Source organism: Escherichia sp. R1 (assembly GCF_003000935.1).
GTDB lineage: Bacteria > Pseudomonadota > Gammaproteobacteria > Enterobacterales > Enterobacteriaceae > Escherichia > Escherichia coli.
Window position 1 is genome coordinate 100,874 of record NZ_PSRU01000004.1, and the last position, 23,557, is coordinate 124,430.

Here is a 23,557-nt window from a genome sequence, read left to right on the forward strand (position 1 = left end):
TAACCCTGCATAATTATCTATTTTTGCGTTACAAACTGCCCCAAAACAAATTGTAACATCACATTATTTATACAGTTCAGCACACCATTATTTAACCAGAATAATTATAATTACAAGTCAAATATATTTTCTTAAGATAAGTACTATTCACCTCACCCAAGTTAAATTCAGATTTGCATTTTCTACTATTATCACTTCCCCACTGTACATTTAAAGTCCCTTTATTAGGCATACCAGTGAGGTAAACAACCCCATTATCGTCAACGATAAATCCTGATTTTTTCTCCGTTCCATCGATTGAAACAACACTACCAAAAGGAATATGAACTCCTTTTTCATCTTTTATCTCAGCCAATACTTTCATTCCTATATTCGTTTCAAAAATAGTTTTAACTAATGCCCCACGAGTAGGAACAACCGTACTGCCAGATCTTGATACTTCTATATTTCTATCAAGTGAACTAGTATCAATTGACACTTTATTTCTGGAATATGATGTTAAGTTAGGAACGACGGTATAACCACGAAAATCAGTATAGATTCCAATACCGTTTTGAACTTTTATACCATTAGCTCTTTCTACTTTGAGCAAAGCATTGGCACCATTCAATGACAACGGCTGGGACAATGTAATACCCTCATCATGAATAGCAACCCCACCGTTAATACCATAAGAAAAACGCTCTAAATTATCTTGATAAAAATATCCTCCAGACACCCTACCGTAAGTACCTACATAAGATGCATCAACATTCCCAGAATGACTATTGTTTCTGGAATCAAAGGACTGATAGATATTATAATTCAATTGATTATTTAACCCATTACCACTGAAGCCAACCCTCTGTGTATCACTATGTTTAGAACCTGAAACACTGGTATTTAAATAATTATTACGCAATGAATTCGATAACCTATCTAGTGGGATAGATAAAGATATAAAGATCGCTTTATCAACTTCAGAAATAGAAGGATTTTTATTTATAAAAAATGACAGCGAGCTATTTACAAAACCAATGTAATTAGAATAAGATATGTTTACATTATATCCTGAACCATTATTCCAATACTTATCATCAGAAGCCGACAAATAAAAAGCCCCTAATTCATCTCCGAGCGGCTGAGATAATGAAACACTTAATCTTGATTTCTGGTTATAAAAATCAAGCCCATTATTCACATATTGAAAATCATTAAAATCATAATATCCACTACTTTGATACTTATATCCTGCAAGATTAAATGCCGTATCTGTAGGAGAGAAAATTTTGGAGTACATAACCCGATAAGCTTGACCATCTTTTACTGTATTGTTATCCAATTCAGCAGAAGAAAAAGACGAATCAAAGGAGAATGCACCAAAGTTTTCAAAATATTTTCCCAAACCTAAGGTTGATTGCTTGTAATCCTCGGAGAAAATCCCCCCTCCGTATAATGTATAATTATATCCTAACCCATAAGCAAAAGATGATTGTATGAATCTAGGTTCTTTCGTGAATTCCTTATAATCACTCCTATATTCACCCAATGCTATATTATAACGAAACCTTCCTTTTCTTTGTAAGACTGGTAATTCTGCAGCTGACTGAGTAAATTTTCTAACTGTTCCGTTTGACTCAACAATTTCAATTTTTAAATCACCATTATAGACCTGAGTAACATCATTAAATTCAAATTCACCTGCAGGCACATTTTTTTCATATATTATATTGCCATTCTGTTTCACTATTACTCTTGCTGGTGAATTTGCTATTCCACGAATAGTCGGACTGTACTGCGCAAGCATTGGTTTTAACATCCCATCATCTGAGGATATTGTTATCCCCTCAAGAGGAATGCTATCCAGTATGGTACCGTCTGTTGTCGTTTGACCTATCGTCAACCGACCTCCCTGAAAGAAATCAAAACCTCTTTCTAAATAAGAGCTAACAGATTTAAATTTTTTTTGATAACTACTTCTCACATAATTACTAAAATTCTTTAACCGCCATGCGCCATAGTTTATTTGGCTCTCAAAGCTACCATAAGTATTTCCTGTTTTATTCCCATCGTAACTTTGTGATGTCCCTGAAAAGTTATAGTTAACAAGAAAAGAAGTTATTCCATCATCCCATGTTGCTGATGGTTCCCGAAACCAAACTTCATTTCTCATCGACGCCTGAGGGATTTTTATATAAATTGCGTTATCTTTAGCAGAAAACGATGCAGTGCTGCCAGGTATATTTTTATCAATAGGTTCCTTTTCGATATTATATTTATCAACATCGACTCCCCAACTAGCTAAAATGAACTGATTAAAGAATGGAAATGTAACCCCCTCCTGTTTTTTATCTGAAATAAACTCAACAGATTCCTCAGTACTAACTTTTACCCCATTAAGAAATATTGCCACAGTGTATGTACCTGGGCTCATTCCGCCCGGACGCATAAAATACTTTAAATCTAAATGTCTTGCTTCTTCACCGTCAGACATCTTTAAAAAATTAGGATCAAAGGTTGCGTTATCACTTGATGCGGCATAAGAGGAATATGTAACAACAATAAAAGCACAACCTAACAAGTTTTGTTTTTTCATTTTTGTCATAAATTTATTTTTATGGGTGGTGTTGTTCCACCTTTATCATTAACAGTTGAAAACTCGATCCATTTTGGATTTCGTGCATCAATATTAATTTCAGAATATGGTTTTATAACCTCATCAATATCTCTATGTATGGTCTTACCATCAATAGAAATATTGACCAATGTCACAAAAAAAGGCGTTGGATTCTTGATTGTAACCAAATCATTAAATTTATGGACATATAATTTTTTGGTAATATCATAAGGTTCTCCTATTCTTGCTGGCCGGTATATCAATTTTATCCTACTATTTATTGCAAATTGCAGATGACCTTTTATCTCTTTTCCATCTGTTGACAAAAATGTTTTTGGTGGAATAGCCAAAACATTAAGTCTAAATAATGACTCTCTGTCATCCGGTATTTTTTCCTCTCTAATTGCTTTTATCTGTAATTGAATCTCATCATTAGGCTCAATTCTATGAAGTGGTGGTGTCACAATAAAACATTCATTTTTTTGATCATCAAAATAATTTGACACCCATGACCGCAACAGCCAGTAATTTTTTTCTGAAAAATTGGTTGCCTTAACAACTGACATTTCATCAGTTGATTTATATATAACTCGAGTTGAACCTAATGTTACTCCTTCTATTGCTGAATGAGCAAATATTGGCATTATAGATATCGCTAATACTAGTCTTTTAATAAAATTCATAATATATCTTTAATAAGCGTGGCAATTGCCACGCTTAAACATTTTATTGATATGTCGCAGTGTATGTGAACTGAGCCGAAAGTGTACCTGATGTAGCAGAATTCATGGAACTACCACTGGCACGTAATGCTTCTACCTGTACAGGAATAGCAAAACTATCTTGATCGACCGTGAACATTAAGTTCGAACTTTCCTGTCCATCAACACGAACATATTTATTACTAATACCTTCTTTTAAAGCAATACCAACTACAGATTGGTTCGAACCATTCAGAGTTGGAAAAGCCATTATACCGTTAGAAGATTTATTGTTTGGGCTATTAATAACAACCTTTACATTTTGTCCGGTGCAACCATTAAAAGAAATATTACCCGCTGAAACAGAAGCATTTCCAATTAAACCATACTGACTTGCTGAAGCATAATCCGCTGTAGTAATGTTTGGCAGCGTTACATCACTTGGAAAAGAAACAGCACAGGTAGAGCTATTAAGAGAGCCAGTGACATTCTGATTCCCAGTACCAATAACATCTCCTGATGCTGCAAAACCTGATGCAGAGACCGTCAGCATTGCAACAATCATTGCGATCTTCTTCATATGATATAATCCTTATTAACAAAAACAAAAAACAAACTTTCTTTCCAAAGGCATTTCATTGCCTTGCCAAATAATAATCAGAAGAAATGTCGGGCGTAAACACAAAGAATATTTAATTATCGAAAACTTATATTTATTTTATAGTTTTACAACTGCCATGGTCTCCCCTCCTTTTGTTTTACAAAATTTCTGTTCATATTTATTATTTTTACTTGGTTAGATATATTTCATAATTACATCGCCTACAGTTAAAGCTAAGATTCACTAGTATAATGAGTCTGAACCTCTGCATCAGAGCAATCGCGGCACACACAAGTGAGTAAACTAGCGACACGATAAAATCCGTATCGACTATCATAACCTTCCGTACACCGCTGGAGTTGAAAATTATCAGGAAATTCTTAACGTACAGACCCTACCGAAAGGACTGTCTGTATAAACCAGAATTCTATGCTTATAGAAAAAGCTATGACATACTTTGCAAAAGTCTTAAATAAATTATGGCCTAGCATGAAGGTGCCAAGGGAACCATAAAACTTATCAGTGATACGTACCGATCCCCTCCGCATAGCCTCGTCCATACAGCCCCAGACTTTTAGCCTGACTAAGAAAATTATCCGCATTTATCTGAATAATGACATTTACATAGTAGTATGTATGTGAGCCGCTGTTGTTACGCGACCATCTATGCGCAAATGTTTTCCATACACCGAATTTACTACATGAAAAAATAACATTCATCACAACTATTTAGATTGATAAAGTGCGCCTTATGTTTTTCAGGATACAGTATGAACATACTTATCTGACCAGAAAATTCATGTAAATTCAAAAAATTGCAACTCATTACGTAGACTAGATAAGCACAGTACATCAGAAATTTTCGTGTTTTCTGTCAGTTTCAAAGTTACTTTATTTATTGCAGTTTTTTTATCAAATTTTGATATTTTTTATATGGATATTAAAAATAGTTTATTTTATAGTTTTCTCATGTTCATAAAGCTGATATTTCAGGATAGTTATGAGACCAGTCTTTATACTTGCAAGCGATAATAATTTTTTTAATTATGGAATAAAATCAATATCATACACTAACAAAAAAATTCAATGCGTTGATTTTACTAACATTGATAAATTAATACATAAAGACATTGCATCAAAAAAATACTTAGTTTGCGATGATTCTAGTTATTATATTTATAGTATTATATTCGCTGAAATCGAAATAAAATGCATTTGTATTGAGAATATCACATTACATAATGGAACCGTATGCGTTTATGAAAATAATGCATCTACTATTGGATCAATTAACTCATTTAATAGCATTGAGAGAGAGATCTTTTTTTTATATTTTTTCCATCAAAAGAGTGTAAAGGAAATATCCAAAATAACATGTCTTTCAATTGGTAAAATTTACTATAGATTCAATCGTATTAAATCAAAACTAGGAATAGAAACCACCAGAAAGTTACCAGCATCATTAAAGAAAATTTTCAGTCAACGTATAGGCAACCAATATAGCTTCGTTAATCACGCATAATTTCATAACAATAATATTACTATTATCATAATAAAGCTTGATTAACATAGCATAACATATTGTTTTTTTATTAATGTTTATGTTTAGACTTTTTTTTCATACGTTGAAATTTCGAGTTTACACAACGTAAAAACTCATGAAATCATATATACAAAGCATGAGGTAGCTTTATGAATAGTCGAGTTGCTTGTACCACGTTTGACCTCCCTATTAATACTAACTTGGATAACAATCACACACTTGTATTTAAAAAAATACGTTTTTACAATAGTGCAGTGATTTTTATCAGAAATGCACAACTAGTGATTAAGGCAACAGATGGAGATGTTATTGATATCTCTCCCGGCTCTTTGTGTTATATAGAAAAGAACCTTGTCATTGATGTAACATTAAAAGTGCTTGGAAGTGGCGTACCCTATGATATTTATACTATTGATAGCGATATATTAAGTAGTGTTTGTAAGGTCATGGAACCGATTTTGTCAGGGCAACATTTAGTTACCCAGGTAAGAAAAAGAATATTTTTTTATAAACTGGAAGAAACAGATAAAGAAATTTTTAGACGACTTATTAGTGATGATTTACCATCATACAGGCAAGTTTATAAGATTGCTTATTTACTTTCAAGGATTCATGAAATTGAGCCACTTACGTATTCCTTGTCTGTATCAACAGATATTACCTTTACTGAGAAACTCAAAAAAATCATCGAAGCAGATTTATCAAGAGGATGGAAACTGAGCGATCTGAGAGATATCTTACATATGTCAGAAGTTTCAATTAGGAAAAAACTCGAAAGAGAAAATAATAACTTCAACGCGTTAGTTTTAGATATCAGAATGCAGCATGCGACGAAAATGATTACATCCACTGAAAAACATATAAATAGAATTTCGTATGATGTTGGATATACAAGCACATCTTATTTCATTCGAAACTTTAAAAATTACTTTGGTATTACACCGAAACAGTTTTCTCTGAAGGTTAAACGAAAAGTCTAATATCTAAATTCTACAGAATGGTTTTTTATCCTGTGTATTAATAGTAAGTGCATCAAATGACATGAGATTAGCTACCAGTTCTGGCAATAGCCAGTAAGCCAGAACTGTGCCAATAGCGCCTGTACCTCCAAGCCCCTTCCCCCTCAATGATCCAAATACAAATAATGCATCCAACTGGTCATTCTCAGCAGCACTTTTCGCATCACCGAAACATGGCTGAAATGGTCGGAGTAAACTGCCACCTGGGCGTAGATGCCGTCGGGTAAAGCATCGATATCATCGTTGGGGTCCAGTTCAATGGTTCCCAGCACACCGTCCGTGCCGGGCACGACCGTTAATGATTGCAATACCCCTTGCGCCTGATACGAACCGCCTGGTACGACAGGTAAAATACTGGTCAGTTTGCCGTGGAACACCTGCCCAGGTAGCGCGTTAAACACCACTTCCGCATCATCGCCGGGTTTCAGACGTAACAGCGAGTTTTGCCGAAATTGGGCGACAATTTGCCGTTTTTGCTCGGGGATGAAAACCATCACCGGACGCAACGGCAAGGCAGCTGCGTATGTACCTGGGCGGATCAGTACCTGAGTAACGTAGCCATTGCTCGGCGCGCGAATGACAGTCTGCTCAAGGTTATATTTTGCTTCAGTAAGTTGCGCTCTTAAGCTCACAATCTGCGACTGCTCGCCGTTAACCATACTGTCGAGCTGGCTCTGGATCTGCGCCTGCTCCGCCACCGAGCCTTTCACCAGCGCGTCCTGCGCGAGGAAATTTTGCCGCGCATCGTCGATGTCACGTTCCGAGAACGGATTCACCGCCGCCTGGCTGCCTTTCAGGTAACGTTGATAATTTTTAAACAGACGGTCGCGCTCCGCTGAAACCTGGGTGGTGTTGGCCTGCGCTTCAGTGAGCTGCGCGCGCAGCGTCTTTATATTATGCGTCGCCGTCATCAGGTCAGCCTGAAGTCTGTCAACTCGCGCCTGGTAACGAACCGGGTCGAGCTTAAAAAGCACCTCGCCCTTTTGAATAAGCTGATTATTTTTGTCGGTGACTTCAGTAACAATTCCCGTCACCTGTGGCGTGATGGGGATCGCTATCACTGCCTTTTGCGCGGTAAAAGTGTAAGGGTGGTTGTAGTTCATCAACAAAATCAAACCACTCACCAGAAACACGCCTCCCAGCGCCGCCGTCGCCAGCGTCCACTGATTCACCGGAATGCGGAAGATTTTAAAGACCGCCCACGCCAGCGCCACGTAAGTTAAAACAATCAATAGATCCATATTTAGATCTCCGGGAACGTGGAATAGTCAGTCTTTTTCTCGGCGGCGAGTTGGTGCTCCAGCCGGGAAATTCGGTCAGAAAGTGCAGCGATTTCCGGGTCAGTCGCTTTCTCCTGCGACGCAACATGTGACTGCATACCCCAGCCACGCTCCGGTTGATAGAGCGTCGCCCAGATCCACAGAAACGGCCAGATAACATGCAGAGTAAACAGGCTCACCCAGCCCGCCGTATGAATAGCGTCGGCATGGGGATGGTTGCGCTTTTTGGCAATCAGATAAGGGATGTCATGTATCGCGATGATTCCATAAAAAATCACCAGAAAGACGAAGATCAGCACTCCCAACGCGAAATAGTTTAGAAACATATCTGCCTCGGATTCACGTTTATCGGTGTTGTTTTTTGGCTGGCAGCCAGAAGGGAGTCAGGCTGATATTTTGACAATAATTCGGGTTCGCGATTCTCGCCATAACACCAAAGAATAATTTTTAGAGGTGATGAGTTGCTTAGTTACATAACGATTTTATGACGAAGGCATAACATGCTGCAGATCACATCAGGTGAACGCCGTAAGAAAATATCTTGTGATTCAGATCACAAAGATTCAACAAACTAACAAAACAAAAATGTGACATTACTCACATTTAAATGCCATTTTTAGCGAAAATCGCCGTCTTGTTGCTTTTTTACACAGTCATTTTGTGATGAGCATCACGTCAATTACCTCTCTACCCCCTATATTTATGTGACTGATATCACACAAAAGACCGTCGACTGGACAGTTAACCGATTCAGTGCCAGATTTCGCAGTATCTACAAGGTCCGGCTACCTCTGCCGCCACATTAACAAAAAACCTCGGGCTTCCAGCCTGCGCGACAGCAAACATAAGAAGGGGTGTTTTTATGTCATCCGATATTAAGATCAAAGTGCAAAGCTTTGGTCGTTTCCTCAGCAACATGGTGATGCCAAATATCGGCGCGTTTATCGCGTGGGGTATCATCACCGCGTTATTTATTCCAACAGGGTGGTTACCGAACGAAACGCTGGCGAAGCTGGTCGGGCCGATGATCACTTATCTCCTGCCGCTGCTGATCGGTTATACCGGTGGTAAGCTGGTAGGCGGCGAACGTGGCGGCGTAGTCGGTGCCATCACCACCATGGGCGTTATCGTCGGCGCAGATATGCCGATGTTCCTCGGCTCTATGATTGCAGGTCCGCTGGGCGGCTGGTGCATTAAGCACTTCGACCGCTGGGTAGACGGTAAGATCAAATCCGGTTTTGAAATGCTGGTGAATAACTTCTCCGCAGGCATCATCGGGATGATCCTCGCTATTCTGGCATTTCTCGGCATTGGCCCGGTTGTTGAAGCCCTGTCTAAAATGCTGGCTGCGGGCGTTAACTTCATGGTTGTCCATGACATGCTGCCGCTGGCGTCTATCTTTGTTGAACCGGCGAAAATCCTTTTCCTCAACAACGCTATTAACCACGGTATTTTCTCGCCGCTGGGTATTCAGCAGTCCCATGAACTGGGTAAATCCATCTTCTTCCTGATTGAAGCTAACCCAGGTCCAGGTATGGGCGTGCTGCTGGCGTACATGTTCTTTGGTCGTGGTAGCGCTAAACAGTCTGCGGGCGGTGCGGCAATCATCCACTTCCTGGGGGGTATCCACGAAATCTACTTCCCGTATGTGCTGATGAATCCGCGTCTGATTCTGGCCGTTATCCTCGGTGGTATGACTGGCGTGTTCACGCTGACTATCCTGGGCGGTGGGCTGGTTTCTCCGGCATCTCCGGGTTCTATCCTTGCTGTACTGGCGATGACACCAAAAGGTGCATACTTCGCTAACATCGCGGGTGTGTGTGCGGCGATGGCTGTCTCCTTCGTTGTCTCTGCCATTCTGCTGAAAACCAGCAAAGTGAAAGAAGAAGATGATATTGAAGCAGCAACTCGTCGTATGCAGGACATGAAAGCTGAGTCTAAAGGTGCGTCTCCGCTGTCTGCGGGCGATGTGACTAACGACCTGAGCCACGTACGTAAAATCATCGTTGCCTGTGACGCCGGTATGGGTTCCAGTGCGATGGGCGCAGGTGTGCTGCGTAAGAAAATTCAGGATGCAGGTCTGTCGCAGATTTCGGTCACTAACAGCGCGATCAACAACCTGCCGCCAGATGTGGACCTGGTCATCACTCACCGTGACCTGACCGAACGCGCTATGCGCCAGGTTCCGCAGGCACAGCATATTTCGCTGACCAACTTCCTCGACAGCGGCCTGTACACCAGCCTGACCGAACGTCTGGTTGCTGCCCAGCGCCATACTGAAAACGAAGTGAAAGTGAAAGACAGTCTGAAAGACAGCTTTGACGATTCCAGTGCTAATCTGTTCAAACTGGGCGCGGAGAACATCTTCCTCGGTCGCAAAGCGGCCACCAAAGAAGAAGCGATTCGTTTTGCTGGCGAGCAGCTAGTGAAAGGCGGTTACGTTGAGCCGGAATACGTTCAGGCGATGCTGGATCGTGAAAAACTGACCCCGACTTATCTGGGTGAGTCTATCGCGGTGCCACACGGTACGGTTGAAGCGAAAGATCGCGTACTGAAAACGGGCGTGGTGTTCTGCCAGTATCCGGAAGGCGTGCGCTTCGGTGAAGAAGAAGATGACATTGCCCGTCTGGTGATTGGTATTGCTGCCCGTAACAACGAGCACATTCAGGTTATCACCAGCCTGACCAATGCACTGGATGATGAGTCTGTCATCGAGCGTCTGGCACACACCACCAGCGTGGATGAAGTGCTGGAACTGCTGGCAGGTCGTAAGTAATCCATTCCCACCCTCTCCGCATGAAGAAGGTGGGGCTAATTGCCTGATGCGCTTCGCTTATCAGGCCTACAACATAAAGCACAATTTGTTTTGTCGGTCGGATAAGGTGTTTACGCCGCATCCGGCAGTCGGTACACAATGCCTGATGCGACGCTGACGCGTCTTATCAGGCCTACAGGTCAGTGCCAAACACGTAGGCCGGATAAGGCGTTTACGCCGCATCCGGCAGTCGGTGCGCAATACCTGATGCGACGCTGACGCGTCTTATCAGGCCTACAGGTCAGTGCCAAACACGTAGGCCGGATAAGGCGTTTACGCCGCATCCGGCAGTCGGTGCGCAATACCTGATGCGACGCTGACGCGTCTTATCAGGCCTACAGGTCAGTGCCAAACACGTAGGCCGGATAAGGCGTTTACGCCGCATCCGGCAAAAAGCCCCTCTCCTCACGGAGAGGGTTTGGGTGAGGGAAAAGCCTCACCCCAGCCCTCTCGGGTAAAAACATTGATGAAGGTTAATACTATGAAAGCATTACATTTTGGCGCAGGTAATATCGGTCGTGGCTTTATCGGTAAACTGCTGGCGGACGCGGGTATCCAACTGACGTTTGCCGATGTAAATCAGGTGGTGCTTGATGCCCTGAATGCCCGTCATAGCTATCAGGTTCATGTGGTTGGTGAAACCGAGCAGGTAGATACCGTTTCTGGCGTCGATGCCGTCAGCAGCATTGGCGATGATGTCGTTGATCTGATTGCTCAGGTCGATTTAGTCACTACCGCCGTTGGCCCTGTCGTGCTGGAACGTATTGCTCCGGCCATCGCCAAAGGGCTGGTGAAACGTAAAGAACAAGGTAATGAATCCCCACTGAACATCATCGCCTGTGAAAACATGGTCCGCGGCACCACGCAGCTGAAAGGCCATGTGATGAACGCCCTGCCGGAAGATGCCAAAGCGTGGGTAGAAGAACACGTTGGCTTTGTTGATTCCGCCGTTGACCGCATCGTACCGCCTTCGGCTTCGGCAACTAACGATCCGCTGGAAGTGACGGTAGAAACCTTCAGCGAATGGATTGTCGATAAAACGCAGTTCAAAGGCACGCTGCCAAACATCCCTGGCATGGAATTAACCGACAATCTGATGGCATTTGTCGAACGTAAACTCTTCACCCTGAATACAGGTCATGCTATAACCGCGTACCTCGGAAAACTGGCCGGTCATCAGACCATTCGTGACGCAATTCTCGACGAGAAAATCCGCGCGGTGGTAAAAGGGGCAATGGAAGAAAGCGGCGCGGTACTGATCAAGCGCTACGGCTTTGATGCTGACAAACATGCGGCATACATCCAGAAAATCCTCGGTCGTTTCGAGAACCCGTACCTGAAAGATGATGTAGAACGCGTAGGCCGTCAGCCGCTGCGTAAACTGAGTGCTGGCGACCGTCTGATCAAGCCACTGCTCGGAACCCTGGAATATGGTCTGCCACATAAAAACCTGATTGAAGGTATTGCCGCTGCAATGCACTTCCGCAGTGAAGATGACCCGCAGGCTCAGGAACTGGTAGCGCTGATTGCCGACAAAGGCCCACAAGCCGCGCTGGCAGAGATTTCCGGTCTTGATGCCAACAGCGAGGTTGTATCCGAGGCGGTAACCGCTTATAAAGCAATGCAATAATGGTGGACCAGGCGCAGGATACCCTGCGCCCGAATAACAGATTGTCAGATATGCAGGCAACAATGGAACAAACCCAGGCCTTTGAAAACCGTGTGCTTGAGCGTCTGAATGCTGGCAAAACCGTGCGAAGCTTTCTGATCACCGCCGTCGAGCTTTTGACCGAGGCGGTAAATCTTCTGGTGCTTCAGGTATTCCGCAAAGACGATTACGCGGTGAAGTATGCTGTAGAACCGTTACTCGACGGCGATGGTCCGCTGGGCGATCTTTCTGTGCGTTTAAAACTCATTTACGGGTTGGGCGTCATTAACCGCCAGGAATACGAAGATGCGGAACTGCTGATGGCATTGCGTGAAGAGCTAAATCACGACGGCAACGAGTACGCTTTTACCGACGACGAAATACTTGGACCCTTTGGTGAACTGCATTGCGTGGCGGCGTTACCACCGCCGCCACAGTTTGAACCTGCAGACTCCAGTTTGTATGCAATGCAAATTCAGCGTTACCAACAGGCTGTGCGATCAACAATGGTCCTTTCACTGACAGAGCTGATTTCCAAAATCAGCTTAAAAAAAGCCTTTCAAAAGTAAGTACTTTCGCTTACTTCTCCTCTACCTGTTTCGGACGATAAAGCTGACGATAATACTCCAGACGTTGTAGATATAACGGCACGCTTTCATCAGGTATTCCGGACGGAATCGCGTTACGGGGAGGTAGTTTTTTCAGATACTCCCGGAACGCCTGGCTGGATGCCATGAAATCTACGGCTTTATCGATAAGAAGCGGAACGTTTTCACCTAATTTGCCCATGATGATATCTCCGTATTACCCCGCGCCGGGAATGCGCGGCCGCCAATTTTAGTTTAGATCCCGATATAAATGACATTAAGGAAAACGTGCTCAATCCTCAATAATCACCTGCTTCTGTTGACTATCTTTTTTCTTTAAATTTCTTAACTAATCAATGTATTGGGTGATTTTTTAACGCATTAATGGTTACAATCTGGAACTATTACAATGCCATCAGTTGTGAACAAAGCACCTGGTCGCGCATACTAGAGGCTATAAATTTATCTCTATCAGAAGTCATCACATGAAAGAAGTCGAAAAAAACGAAATCAAACGTCTCAGCGATCGTCTGGACGCCATCCGTCACCAGCAGGCCGATCTATCGCTGGTTGAAGCCGCAGACAAATATGCCGAACTGGAAAAAGAGAAAGCCACGCTGGAAGCAGAAATTGCTCGCCTGCGCGAAGTTCACAGCCAGAAACTCAGCAAAGAAGCGCAGAAACTGATGAAGATGCCGTTCCAGCGTGCAATCACCAAAAAAGAGCAGGCTGATATGGGCAAGCTGAAAAAAAGTGTTCGCGGACTGGTGGTTGTGCACCCAATGACCGCGCTGGGCCGCGAAATGGGCCTGCAAGAGATGACAGGGTTCTCAAAGACTGCGTTTTAAGTTCCTTTCTCGTCGCTGTAATCACAGCCTCTCACCATTTACTCGCTCCTGCTGGCACATGCAGGAGCCTGTTTCAGAGATCGAATCTTTATAACGTTCTTAACATTATATATTCAACTCCACCTACACTTCTGAGCGATCGTAGCAGGCTAAATTCTGAAAATCAGGTACACATTAAAGAATGATGTATCAATATCAACAATGAATTTCCGCATATCAATGCTCGAAACATAATTAATTATTTAAATTTTTCAATCAGCTTCGCAAATTCCACAATAAAACATCACTCAACTGAATATTTACCTTTCCCTGCCCTGTGCCTTTATCCGGTGAAACATTTGACATCGATTGACACCGATCATTAAAATCCGCGCGATTAATATTATTGGCTACAAACTGAAATCGTTTGACATTTAATAACATATTCGCACAACCAATTAATACAAAAACTCTCTAACAAATTTATTTTGCGGATATGCCTCATTCCAATCATTCATAAAAAAAATGATTGTGCCGTAATTATCAACTGTATCGGGATTATGAAAAGGAATTCATCCTATGAACCTAAAGAAAACACTGTTAAGCGTGTTAATGATATTGCAGCTTTGCTTATTGGTAGGGTGTGACTATATTGAAAAAGCGAGTAAGGTCGACGATCTCGTTACACAGCAAGAGTTACAAAAAAGCAAAATTGAGGCGCTTGAAAAACAACAAGAACTCGACAAGCGCAAGATAGAACACTTTGAAAAACAACAAACTACCATCATAAACAGTACCAAAACGCTCGCTGGCGTGGTGAAGGCAGTTAAAGACAAACAGGACGAATTTGTCTTTACAGAATTTAACCCGGCACAAACCCAATACTTCATTTTAAATAACGGTTCTGTTGGTTTGGCAGGGAAAATACTGTCTATTGACGCAGTAGAAAACGGCAGCGTTATTCGTATTTCACTGGTTAACTTATTAAGTGTTCCTGTATCAAATATGGGTTTTTACGCGACATGGGGGGGAGAAAAACCCACCGACATCAACGCATTAGCAAAATGGCAGCAATTGCTATTTAGTACCTCAATGAACTCCTCCCTGAAATTATTACCAGGTCAATGGCAAGACATTAATTTGACGCTAAAAGGTGTCTCGCCCAACAACCTCAAATATCTGAAATTAGCCATCAACATGGCAAATATTCAGTTCGACCGTCTTCAACCTGCTGAATCTCCACAGCGGAAAAACAAAAAATAAATGCAGCTTCTGCGCTTATATCAAGGAATAGAGAGCATCAATAATGAACAAAATATTTAAAGTTATCTGGAATCCGGCAACAGGTAGTTACACCGTTGCCAGTGAAACAGCAAAAAGTCGTGGTAAAAAAAGCGGGCGCAGTAAGCTGTTAATTTCTGCGTTGGTTGTGGGTGGGTTGTTGTCGTCTGGAGTACAAGCATCGACCGCGCTTGATGGTGGTGGGGCTAGCGAAAGCACTCCATTGACCGATACCTGGATTGCCATTGGTCAGGGTGCTAAAGCATCATCAGTAGACACTTCACCATCAGGAGGACCAGGAACATCAAGTATTGCAATAGGGCAAGAAGCCCAATCTGGGATAGGTAGTACCTCATTAGGTTTCAAGAGCCAGGCTACAGGAGAAAGATCTGTTGCTTTAGGACAAACAGCTGACGCAACCGGTAATAGGGCCATAGCAATCGGTAGTGGAGCTAAATCGACTGCCGATTATTCCCTTACGCTGGGGAATGGATCTAAGGCTTTCGCTGAAAACGCCACGGCGATAGGCAAGGACGCAAGAGCGGAGGGCAAAGGTAGTCAGGCCTTCGGAAAAGTGGCCTTGGCCACTGGGGAGAATGCCATTGCCTTGGGTAGTAACAGCAATGCATCTGGTGATAACGCCGTTGCGCTGGGTAGTACAAGTCAGGCATATGGCGACTCCAGCCTTGCAATAGGTGAGTTAAGTGAGACCAATGCTGAAAATGCTATTGCACTGGGAAAACTCAGTAACGCAAGTAAAATCAATTCAATCGCCCTGGGTAGTAACAGCACTGCATCTGGTGTGGGCTCCGTTGCGCTGGGAGAGAATAGTTTTGCTGGAGGCATAAACAGTCTTGCTTTGGGTAGTCAATCCAATGCAAACGGTGATAACGCAGTTGCCCTCGGTGTAGGATCTGTCGCAGAGCAAGACAATACCGTTTCGGTAGGGAACAGCACAACACAACGCAAAATTACCAATATGGCTGCCGGTCTTATACTACCAGGCAGTACTGAGGCCATTAACGGTTCACAACTTCATGCATTAAGTGCCTCAGTCGCAGCCCGACTCGGGGCTGGTGCTGGCGTAAATGGAGATGGAAGTATAAATGCGCCAAGCTACAAGCTGAAAAGCGGCACCTACAATAATGTGGGAGAGGCGCTTTTGGGAATCGACAATGACACTCTGCACTGGGACAAAACCGAGGGAGCATTTAGTGCCAGCTATATCGTCAAAAACGCTGATGGCAGCCCAAAGAGCAGCATAGCCCAAAACAAAATCATTAACGTTGCAAAGGGTACTATTTCCGCCACCAGCACCGATGTAGTAAACGGCTCTCAATTGTACGACCTGCAGCAGGATGCGCTGTTGTGGAACGACACAGCATTCAGTGCCGCACACGGCACCGAAGCCACCAGCAAAATCACTAATGTTGAAGATGGTACTATTTCAGACACCAGTAAAGATGCGGTTAACGGTTCCCAGTTGAAAGAAACCAAAGACGATGTGGCCACCAACACAGCCAATATCGCCACTAACACCACGGATATTGCAACCAACACTGCCAATATCGCCGATAACACTGCCAATATCGCCACTAACACTACGGATATTGCGACTAATACCGCCGATATAGCTACAAACGCTAGCAGTATCACTACTCTGAACGCGGACGTTGATACCCTGGAAAAAGATGCCCTGCTCTGGAATGGCACAGCATTCAGCGCCAAACACGGCACCGAAGCTACCAGCAAGATCACCAATGTTACCGCTGGCGACCTGACTGCTGGCAGCACTGACGCCGTTAATGGCTCCCAGCTCAAAACCACCAACGATAACGTGTCGACCAACACCACCAACATCACCAACCTGACGGATTCCGTTGGCGACCTTAAGGACGATTCCCTGCTGTGGAACAAAACGGCTGGCGCATTCAGCGCCGCGCACGGCACCGAAGCCACCAGCAAGATCACCAACTTACTGGCTGGCAAGGTATCTTCTGACAGCACCGATGCCATTAACGGATCACAACTTTATGGCGTAGCGGATTCATTTACGTCATATCTTGGTGGGGGTGCTGATATCAGCGATGCAGGCGTATTAACCGGGCCAACCTACACTATTGGTGGTACTGACTACACTAACGTCGGTGATGCTCTGGCAGCTATTAACACATCATTTAGCTCATCACTCGGCGACGCCCTACTCTGGGATGCAACCGCAGGTAAATTCAGCGCCAAACACGGCATTAATAATGATCCCAGTGTAATCACTGATGTTGCAAACGGTGCAGTCTCGTCCACCAGTAGCGACGCCATTAACGGTTCGCAACTTTATGGCGTTAGTGACTACATTGCCGATGCTTTGGGCGGGAACGCTGTGGTGAATGCAGACGGCAGTATCACTACACCGACTTATGCCATAGCGGGCGGCAGTTACGACAATGTCGGTGACGCGCTGGAAGCGATCGATACCACGCTGGATGACGCCCTGCTGTGGGATGAGACAGCCAATGGCGGTAACGGTGCATTTAGCGCCGCTCACGGGAAAGATAAAACTGCCAGTGTAATCACTAACGTCGCTAACGGTGCAGTCTCTGCCACCAGTAGCGATGCCATTAATGGCTCACAGCTCTATAGCACCAATAAGTACATCGCTGATGCGCTGGGTGGTGATGCAGAAGTCAACGCTGACGGAACTATCACTGCACCGACTTACACCATTGCAAATACCGATTACAACAACGTCGGTGAAGCCCTGGATGCGCTTGATAATAACGCTCTGCTGTGGGATGCAACAGCCAATAACGGCGCAGGTGCTTACAGCGCCAGTCATGACGGCAAGGCCAGCATTATCACAAACGTTGCTGATGGTAACATTGGTGAAGATAGCACCGACGCTATCAACGGTTCTCAGTTGAATGCAACCAACATGATGATCCAGCAGAACAGCGAAATCATCAATCAGCTTGCCGGTGACACCAGTAAAAACTACATCGGAGATAACGGTGCAGGTATTAACTATGTACGTACCAACGACAGCGGCTTAGCGTTCAACGATGCCAGCGCAGCAGGTATTGGCTCTACCGCTGTGGGGTATAACACTGTTGCCAAAGGCGATAGCAGCGTGGCAATCGGTCATGGCAGCAACAGCATCGTTGAGACGAGTATTGCGCTGGGTAGCGAATCCGTCTCCAGCCGTTTGATTGTGAAAGGCTCCCGTAATACCCGCGTTACGGAAAATGGGGTCGAGATCGGTTATGACACCACGGATGGCGAACTGCTTGGCGCGTTGTCGATCGGTGATGATGGTAAATATCGTCAAATCATCAACGTCGCGGATGGTTCTGAAGCCCATGACGCTGTTACTGTTCGCCAGTTGCAAAACGCCATTGGTGCAGTAGCAACCACACCAACCAAATACTATCACGCCAACTCAACGGCTGAAGACTCACTGGCAGTCGGTGAAGACTCGCTGGCAATGGGCGCGAAAACCATCGTTAATGGTAATGCGGGTATTGGTATCGGCCTGAACACTTTAGTTCTGGCTGATGCGATCAACGGTATTGCTATCGGTTCTAACGCACGCGCAAATCATGCCGACAGCATTGCAATGGGTAATGGTTCTCAGACTACCCGTGGTGCGCAGACCAACTACACTGCCTACAACATGGATGCACCGCAGAACTCTGTGGGTGAGTTCTCTGTCGGCAGTGAAGACGGTCAACGTCAGATCACCAACGTCGCAGCAGGTTCGGCGGATACCGATGCGGTTAACGTGGGTCAGTTGAAAGTAACGGACGCGCAGGTTTCCCAGAATACCCAGAGCATTACTAACCTGAACACTCAGGTCACTAATCTGGATACTCGCGTGACCAATATCGAAAACGGCATTGGCGATATCGTAACCACCGGTAGCACTAAGTACTTCAAGACCAACACCGATGGCGCAGACGCCAACGCGCAGGGTAAAGACAGTGTTGCGATTGGTTCTGGTTCCATTGCTGCCGCTGACAACAGCGTCGCACTGGGCACGGGTTCCGTAGCAGACGAAGAAAATACGATCTCTGTGGGTTCTTCTACCAACCAGCGCCGTATCACCAACGTTGCTGCCGGTGTTAATGCCACCGATGCGGTTAACGTTTCGCAACTGAAGTCTTCTGAAGCAGGCGGCGTTCGCTACGACACCAAAGCTGATGGCTCTATCGACTACAGCAACATCACTCTCGGTGGTGGTAACGGCGGTACGACTCGCATCAGCAACGTTTCTGCTGGCGTGAATAACAACGACGCGGTGAACTATGCGCAGTTGAAGCAAAGTGTGCAGGAAACGAAGCAATACACCGATCAGCGCATGGTTGAGATGGATAACAAACTGTCCAAAACCGAAAGCAAGCTGAGTGGTGGTATCGCTTCTGCAATGGCAATGACCGGTCTGCCGCAGGCTTACACGCCGGGTGCCAGCATGGCGTCTATTGGTGGCGGTACTTACAACGGTGAATCGGCAGTTGCTTTAGGTGTGTCGATGGTGAGCGCCAATGGTCGTTGGGTCTACAAATTACAAGGTAGTACCAATAGCCAGGGTGAATACTCCGCCGCACTCGGTGCCGGTATTCAGTGGTAATGATCCATTAACGAATGGGTAAACGCCACATTGCCTGATGCGCTACGCTTATCAGGCCTACGGGGTGATTCAGCACATTCCTGTAGGCCGGATAAGGCGTTCACGCCGCATCCGGCAAGATAAGGCGCACCAGATCAACAATCTGAGGGCAATTCTCTGATGGGAATTGCCCTTTTCTTTATTACCTCTCTCCCAGAATTGGCCCTACCAATTCTTCGCTTATCTGACCTCTGGTTCACAATTCCCCAATTAAAACTCACATCAATGTTGCCAACACATAACATTTAGTTAACCATTCATTGTCATTACCCCTACACAACACAATTGGCAGTACCACTTTTACACAACGTGTGACAAGGAGATGGGCAACAGACTCATTACACGATGTGCGTGGACTCCAGGAGACCTGCAATGAATCTCTGGCAACAAAACTACGATCCCGCCGGGAATATCTGGCTTTCCAGCCTGATAGCATCGCTTCCCATCCTGTTTTTCTTCTTTGCGCTGATTAAGCTCAAACTGAAAGGATACGTCGCCGCCTCATGGACGGTGGCAATCGCCCTTGCCGTGGCTTTGCTGTTCTATAAAATGCCGGTCGCTAACGCGCTGGCCTCGGTGGTTTATGGCTTCTTCTACGGGTTGTGGCCCATCGCGTGGATCATTATTGCAGCGGTGTTCGTCTATAAGATCTCGGTGAAAACCGGGCAGTTTGACATCATTCGCTCGTCTATTCTTTCGATAACCCCTGACCAGCGCCTGCAAATGCTGATCGTCGGTTTCTGTTTCGGCGCTTTCCTTGAAGGAGCCGCAGGCTTTGGCGCACCGGTAGCAATTACCGCCGCATTGCTGGTCGGTCTGGGCTTTAAACCACTGTACGCCGCCGGGCTGTGCCTGATTGTTAACACCGCGCCAGTGGCATTTGGTGCGATGGGTATTCCGATTCTGGTCGCCGGGCAGGTAACAGGCATCGACAGCTTTGAGATTGGTCAGATGGTGGGGCGTCAGCTGCCGTTTATGACCATTATCGTGCTGTTCTGGATCATGGCGATTATGGACGGCTGGCGCGGTATCAAAGAAACCTGGCCTGCGGTCGTGGTTGCGGGCGGCTCATTTGCCATCGCTCAATACCTCAGCTCTAACTTTATTGGGCCGGAACTGCCAGACATTATCTCTTCGCTGGTATCGCTGCTCTGTCTGACACTGTTCCTCAAACGCTGGCAACCAGTTCGCGTATTCCGCTTCGGTGACTTAGGGGCGTCACAGGTTGATATGACGCTGGCTCACACCGGTTACACGGCAGGTCAGGTGCTGCGCGCCTGGACACCGTTCCTGTTCCTGACCGCCACCGTAACGCTGTGGAGTATCCCGCCGTTTAAAGCCCTGTTCGCTTCAGGCGGTGCGCTGTATGAGTGGGTGATCAACATTCCGGTGCCGTACCTCGATAAACTGGTTGCCCGTATGCCGCCAGTGGTCAGCGAAGCGACAGCGTATGCCGCCGTGTTTAAGTTTGACTGGTTCTCTGCCACTGGCACCGCCATTCTGTTTGCTGCCCTGCTCTCGATTGTCTGGCTGAAGATGAAACCATCTGACGCTATCAGCACCTTCGGCAGCACGCTGAAAGAACTGGCTCTGCCCATCTACTCCATCGGTATGGTGCTGGCATTCGCCTTTATCTCGAACTATTCAGGACTGTCATCAACACTGGCGCTGGCACTGGCGCACACCGGTCATGCATTCACCTTCTTCTCGCCGTTCCTCGGCTGGCTTGGGGTATTCCTGACCGGGTCGGATACGTCATCTAATGCTTTGTTTGCCGCTTTGCAGGCTACCGCCGCACAACAAATTGGCGTTTCTGACTTGTTGCTGGTTGCTGCCAACACCACCGGTGGTGTCACCGGCAAAATGATCTCTCCGCAATCTATCGCTATCGCCTGTGCGGCGGTAGGTCTGGTGGGCAAAGAGTCTGATTTGTTCCGCTTTACTGTCAAACACAGCCTGATCTTCACCTGTATGGTGGGCGTGATCACCACGCTTCAGGCCTATGTCTTAACGTGGATGATTCCTTAATGATTGTTTTACCCAGACGCCTGTCAGACGAGGTTGCCGATCGTGTGCGGGCGCTGATTGATGAAAAAAACCTGGAAGCGGGCATGAAGTTGCCCGCTGAACGTCAACTGGCGATGCAACTCGGCGTGTCGAGAAATTCACTGCGCGAGGCGCTGGCGAAACTGGTAAGCGAAGGTGTGCTGCTCAGTCGACGTGGCGGCGGGACGTTTATTCGCTGGCGTCATGACACATGGTCGGAGCAAAACATCGTCCAGCCGCTGAAAACGCTGATGGCCGATGATCCGGATTACAGTTTCGATATTCTGGAAGCCCGCTACGCCATTGAAGCCAGCACCGCATGGCATGCAGCAATGCGTGCCACGCCTGGCGAAAAAGAAAAGATTCAGCTTTGTTTTGAAGCAACGCTCAGCGAAGACCCGGATCTCGCCTCACAAGCGGACGTTCGTTTTCATCTGGCGATTGCCGAAGCCTCACATAACATCGTGCTGCTGCAAACCATGCGCGGTTTCTTCGATGTCCTGCAATCCTCTGTGAAGCATAGCCGCCAGCGGATGTACCTGGTACCCCCAGTTTTTTCACAGCTGACCGAACAACATCAGGCGGTCATTGACGCCATTTTTGCCGGTGATGCTGACGGGGCGCGTAAAGCAATGATGGCGCACCTTAGCTTTGTTCACACCACCATGAAACGATTCGATGAAGATCAGGCTCGCCATGCACGCATTACCCGCCTGCCTGGTGACCATAATGAGCATTCGAGGGAGAAAAACGCATGATTATTTCCGCAGCCAGCGATTATCGCGCCGCAGCGCAACGCATTCTGCCGCCGTTCCTGTTCCACTATATGGATGGGGGGGCATATTCTGAATACACGCTGCGCCGCAACGTGGAAGATTTGTCAGAAGTGGCGCTGCGCCAGCGTATTCTGAAAAACATGTCTGACTTAAGCCTGGAAACGACGCTGTTTAATGAGAAACTGTCGATGCCGGTGGCGCTAGGTCCGGTAGGTTTGTGTGGCATGTATGCGCGACGCGGCGAAGTTCAGGCTGCCAAAGCCGCGGATGCGCATGGCATTCCGTTTACTCTCTCGACGGTTTCCGTTTGCCCGATTGAAGAAGTGGCTCCGGCTATCAAACGTCCGATGTGGTTCCAGCTTTATGTGCTGCGCGATCGCGGCTTTATGCGTAACGCACTGGAGCGAGCAAAAGCAGCGGGTTGTTCGACGCTGGTATTCACCGTGGATATGCCAACACCGGGAGCGCGTTATCGTGATGCGCATTCTGGGATGAGCGGCCCGAACGCGGCAATGCGCCGCTATTTGCAGGCGGTGACGCATCCGCAATGGGCGTGGGATGTGGGCCTGAACGGTCGTCCGCATGATTTAGGTAATATCTCGGCTTACCTCGGCAAACCGACCGGACTGGAAGATTACATCGGCTGGCTGGGGAATAACTTCGATCCGTCCATCTCATGGAAAGACCTTGAGTGGATCCGCGATTTCTGGGATGGCCCGATGGTGATCAAAGGGATCCTCGATCCGGAAGATGCGCGCGATGCAGTACGTTTTGGTGCTGATGGAATTGTGGTTTCTAACCACGGTGGCCGCCAGCTGGACGGTGTGCTGTCTTCTGCCCGTGCGTTGCCTGCTATTGCAGATGCGGTGAAAGGTGATATCGCCATTCTGGCGGATAGCGGAATACGTAACGGGCTTGATGTCGTGCGTATGATCGCGCTCGGTGCCGACACCATACTGCTGGGTCGTGCTTTCCTGTATGCACTGGCAACAGCGGGCCAGGCGGGTGTAGCTAATCTGCTAAATCTGATCGAAAAAGAGATGAAAGTGGCGATGACGCTGACTGGCGCGAAATCGATTAGCGAAATTACGCAAGATTCGCTGGTGCAGGGGCTGGGTAAAGAGTTGCCTGCGGCACTGGCTCCGATGGCGAAAGGGAATGCAGCTTAAGGGTTAGA

16 protein-coding genes are annotated in these 23,557 nt (G+C 45.9%); 10 read left to right on the forward strand and 6 right to left on the reverse strand.

The annotated features are described in order from the left end of the window. Positions 1–91 precede the first annotated feature (91 nt). Genes C4F37_RS06485 through C4F37_RS06495 form a run of 3 tightly spaced genes read right to left on the reverse strand, consistent with a single transcriptional unit; the run spans position 92 to position 3,877 of the window. Positions 92–2,584, reverse strand: a complete 2,493-nt coding sequence (locus tag C4F37_RS06485) for a fimbria/pilus outer membrane usher protein (protein WP_001774077.1) — start codon at positions 2,582–2,584, stop codon at positions 92–94. Next, positions 2,581–3,279 (reverse strand): fimbrial biogenesis chaperone, encoded by a 699-nt coding sequence (locus C4F37_RS06490; protein WP_224155556.1) that lies wholly within the window; start codon positions 3,277–3,279, stop codon positions 2,581–2,583. Before C4F37_RS06490 ends, C4F37_RS06485 begins: the two co-directional genes overlap by 4 nt. Before the next feature lie 43 nt (positions 3,280–3,322). Continuing rightward, complete coding sequence (locus C4F37_RS06495) at positions 3,323–3,877, reverse strand: fimbrial protein (RefSeq protein WP_001774079.1); 555 nt, start codon at positions 3,875–3,877, stop codon at positions 3,323–3,325. A 1,713-nt stretch (positions 3,878–5,590) separates the two neighbouring features. On the opposite strand from C4F37_RS06495, the gene C4F37_RS06510 reads away from it, so the two are divergent. Beyond that, a complete protein-coding gene (locus C4F37_RS06510) occupies positions 5,591–6,421 on the forward strand; it encodes a helix-turn-helix domain-containing protein (RefSeq protein WP_001557140.1) in 831 nt (276 codons plus the stop codon). Positions 6,422–6,564: 143 nt separating this feature from the next. On the opposite strand, the gene C4F37_RS06515 is transcribed toward C4F37_RS06510, so the two are convergent. Together C4F37_RS06515 and C4F37_RS06520 are read right to left on the reverse strand one after the other, a co-directional pair. After that, positions 6,565–7,701, reverse strand: a complete 1,137-nt coding sequence (locus tag C4F37_RS06515; protein WP_000364939.1) for an HlyD family secretion protein — start codon at positions 7,699–7,701, stop codon at positions 6,565–6,567. Between the two features lie 2 nt (positions 7,702–7,703). After that, positions 7,704–8,066, reverse strand: a complete 363-nt coding sequence (locus C4F37_RS06520) for a DUF3302 domain-containing protein (protein ID WP_000479624.1) — start codon at positions 8,064–8,066, stop codon at positions 7,704–7,706. 536 nt (positions 8,067–8,602) lie between these two features. On the opposite strand from C4F37_RS06520, the gene mtlA reads away from it, so the two are divergent. From mtlA to mtlR, 3 genes are all read left to right on the forward strand, one after another. Further along, positions 8,603–10,516, forward strand: a complete 1,914-nt coding sequence (gene mtlA / locus C4F37_RS06525; RefSeq protein ID WP_000093273.1) for a PTS mannitol transporter subunit IICBA — start codon at positions 8,603–8,605, stop codon at positions 10,514–10,516. A gap of 520 nt (positions 10,517–11,036) precedes the next feature. Then, positions 11,037–12,185: a mannitol-1-phosphate 5-dehydrogenase gene (gene mtlD / locus C4F37_RS06530; RefSeq protein WP_001774080.1), complete on the forward strand. Its 1,149-nt coding sequence runs from the start codon at positions 11,037–11,039 to the stop codon at positions 12,183–12,185. Next, entirely contained in the window at positions 12,185–12,772 is a 588-nt protein-coding gene (mtlR, locus tag C4F37_RS06535) for a mannitol operon repressor MtlR (RefSeq protein WP_000228269.1), read from the forward strand. The genes mtlD and mtlR overlap by 1 nt, the downstream gene beginning before the upstream one ends. 10 nt (positions 12,773–12,782) lie before the next feature. On the opposite strand, the gene yibT is transcribed toward mtlR, so the two are convergent. After that, a complete protein-coding gene (yibT, locus tag C4F37_RS06540; protein WP_000517097.1) occupies positions 12,783–12,992 on the reverse strand; it encodes a protein YibT in 210 nt (69 codons plus the stop codon). A gap of 283 nt (positions 12,993–13,275) precedes the next feature. Here yibT and C4F37_RS06545 point away from each other — a divergent pair, with 283 nt between their 5' ends. From C4F37_RS06545 to lldD, 6 genes are all read left to right on the forward strand, one after another. Next, the gene (locus C4F37_RS06545) at positions 13,276–13,638 is read left to right on the forward strand and encodes a YibL family ribosome-associated protein (protein ID WP_000665680.1); all 363 of its coding nucleotides are present in this window, start codon (positions 13,276–13,278) and stop codon (positions 13,636–13,638) included. 558 nt (positions 13,639–14,196) lie between these two features. Then, positions 14,197–14,880, forward strand: coding sequence for a DUF3251 domain-containing protein (locus C4F37_RS06550; protein ID WP_001049693.1), 684 nt, complete (start codon positions 14,197–14,199; stop codon positions 14,878–14,880). Between the two features lie 43 nt (positions 14,881–14,923). After that, the gene (locus tag C4F37_RS06555; RefSeq protein WP_001774081.1) at positions 14,924–19,519 is read left to right on the forward strand and encodes a YadA-like family protein; all 4,596 of its coding nucleotides are present in this window, start codon (positions 14,924–14,926) and stop codon (positions 19,517–19,519) included. A gap of 411 nt (positions 19,520–19,930) precedes the next feature. After that, complete coding sequence (lldP, locus tag C4F37_RS06565; protein ID WP_001297977.1) at positions 19,931–21,586, forward strand: L-lactate permease; 1,656 nt, start codon at positions 19,931–19,933, stop codon at positions 21,584–21,586. Further along, the gene (gene lldR, locus C4F37_RS06570; RefSeq protein ID WP_001304974.1) at positions 21,586–22,362 is read left to right on the forward strand and encodes a transcriptional regulator LldR; all 777 of its coding nucleotides are present in this window, start codon (positions 21,586–21,588) and stop codon (positions 22,360–22,362) included. Before lldP ends, lldR begins: the two co-directional genes overlap by 1 nt. Beyond that, positions 22,359–23,549, forward strand: coding sequence for a quinone-dependent L-lactate dehydrogenase (gene lldD, locus C4F37_RS06575; protein WP_000586971.1), 1,191 nt, complete (start codon positions 22,359–22,361; stop codon positions 23,547–23,549). The genes lldR and lldD overlap by 4 nt, the downstream gene beginning before the upstream one ends. Positions 23,550–23,557: the final 8 nt, after the last annotated feature.

Coding starts and splice junctions, on each gene's coding strand:
- C4F37_RS06485 (WP_001774077.1), bottom strand. CDS start 2,584: ATGACAAAAATGAAAAAACAAAACTTGTTAGGTTGTGCTTTTATTGTT.
- C4F37_RS06490 (WP_224155556.1), bottom strand. CDS start 3,279: ATGAATTTTATTAAAAGACTAGTATTAGCGATATCTATAATGCCAATA.
- C4F37_RS06495 (WP_001774079.1), bottom strand. CDS start 3,877: ATGAAGAAGATCGCAATGATTGTTGCAATGCTGACGGTCTCTGCATCA.
- C4F37_RS06510 (WP_001557140.1), top strand. CDS start 5,591: ATGAATAGTCGAGTTGCTTGTACCACGTTTGACCTCCCTATTAATACT.
- C4F37_RS06515 (WP_000364939.1), bottom strand. CDS start 7,701: ATGGATCTATTGATTGTTTTAACTTACGTGGCGCTGGCGTGGGCGGTC.
- C4F37_RS06520 (WP_000479624.1), bottom strand. CDS start 8,066: ATGTTTCTAAACTATTTCGCGTTGGGAGTGCTGATCTTCGTCTTTCTG.
- mtlA (WP_000093273.1), top strand. CDS start 8,603: ATGTCATCCGATATTAAGATCAAAGTGCAAAGCTTTGGTCGTTTCCTC.
- mtlD (WP_001774080.1), top strand. CDS start 11,037: ATGAAAGCATTACATTTTGGCGCAGGTAATATCGGTCGTGGCTTTATC.
- mtlR (WP_000228269.1), top strand. CDS start 12,185: ATGGTGGACCAGGCGCAGGATACCCTGCGCCCGAATAACAGATTGTCA.
- yibT (WP_000517097.1), bottom strand. CDS start 12,992: ATGGGCAAATTAGGTGAAAACGTTCCGCTTCTTATCGATAAAGCCGTA.
- C4F37_RS06545 (WP_000665680.1), top strand. CDS start 13,276: ATGAAAGAAGTCGAAAAAAACGAAATCAAACGTCTCAGCGATCGTCTG.
- C4F37_RS06550 (WP_001049693.1), top strand. CDS start 14,197: ATGAACCTAAAGAAAACACTGTTAAGCGTGTTAATGATATTGCAGCTT.
- C4F37_RS06555 (WP_001774081.1), top strand. CDS start 14,924: ATGAACAAAATATTTAAAGTTATCTGGAATCCGGCAACAGGTAGTTAC.
- lldP (WP_001297977.1), top strand. CDS start 19,931: ATGAATCTCTGGCAACAAAACTACGATCCCGCCGGGAATATCTGGCTT.
- lldR (WP_001304974.1), top strand. CDS start 21,586: ATGATTGTTTTACCCAGACGCCTGTCAGACGAGGTTGCCGATCGTGTG.
- lldD (WP_000586971.1), top strand. CDS start 22,359: ATGATTATTTCCGCAGCCAGCGATTATCGCGCCGCAGCGCAACGCATT.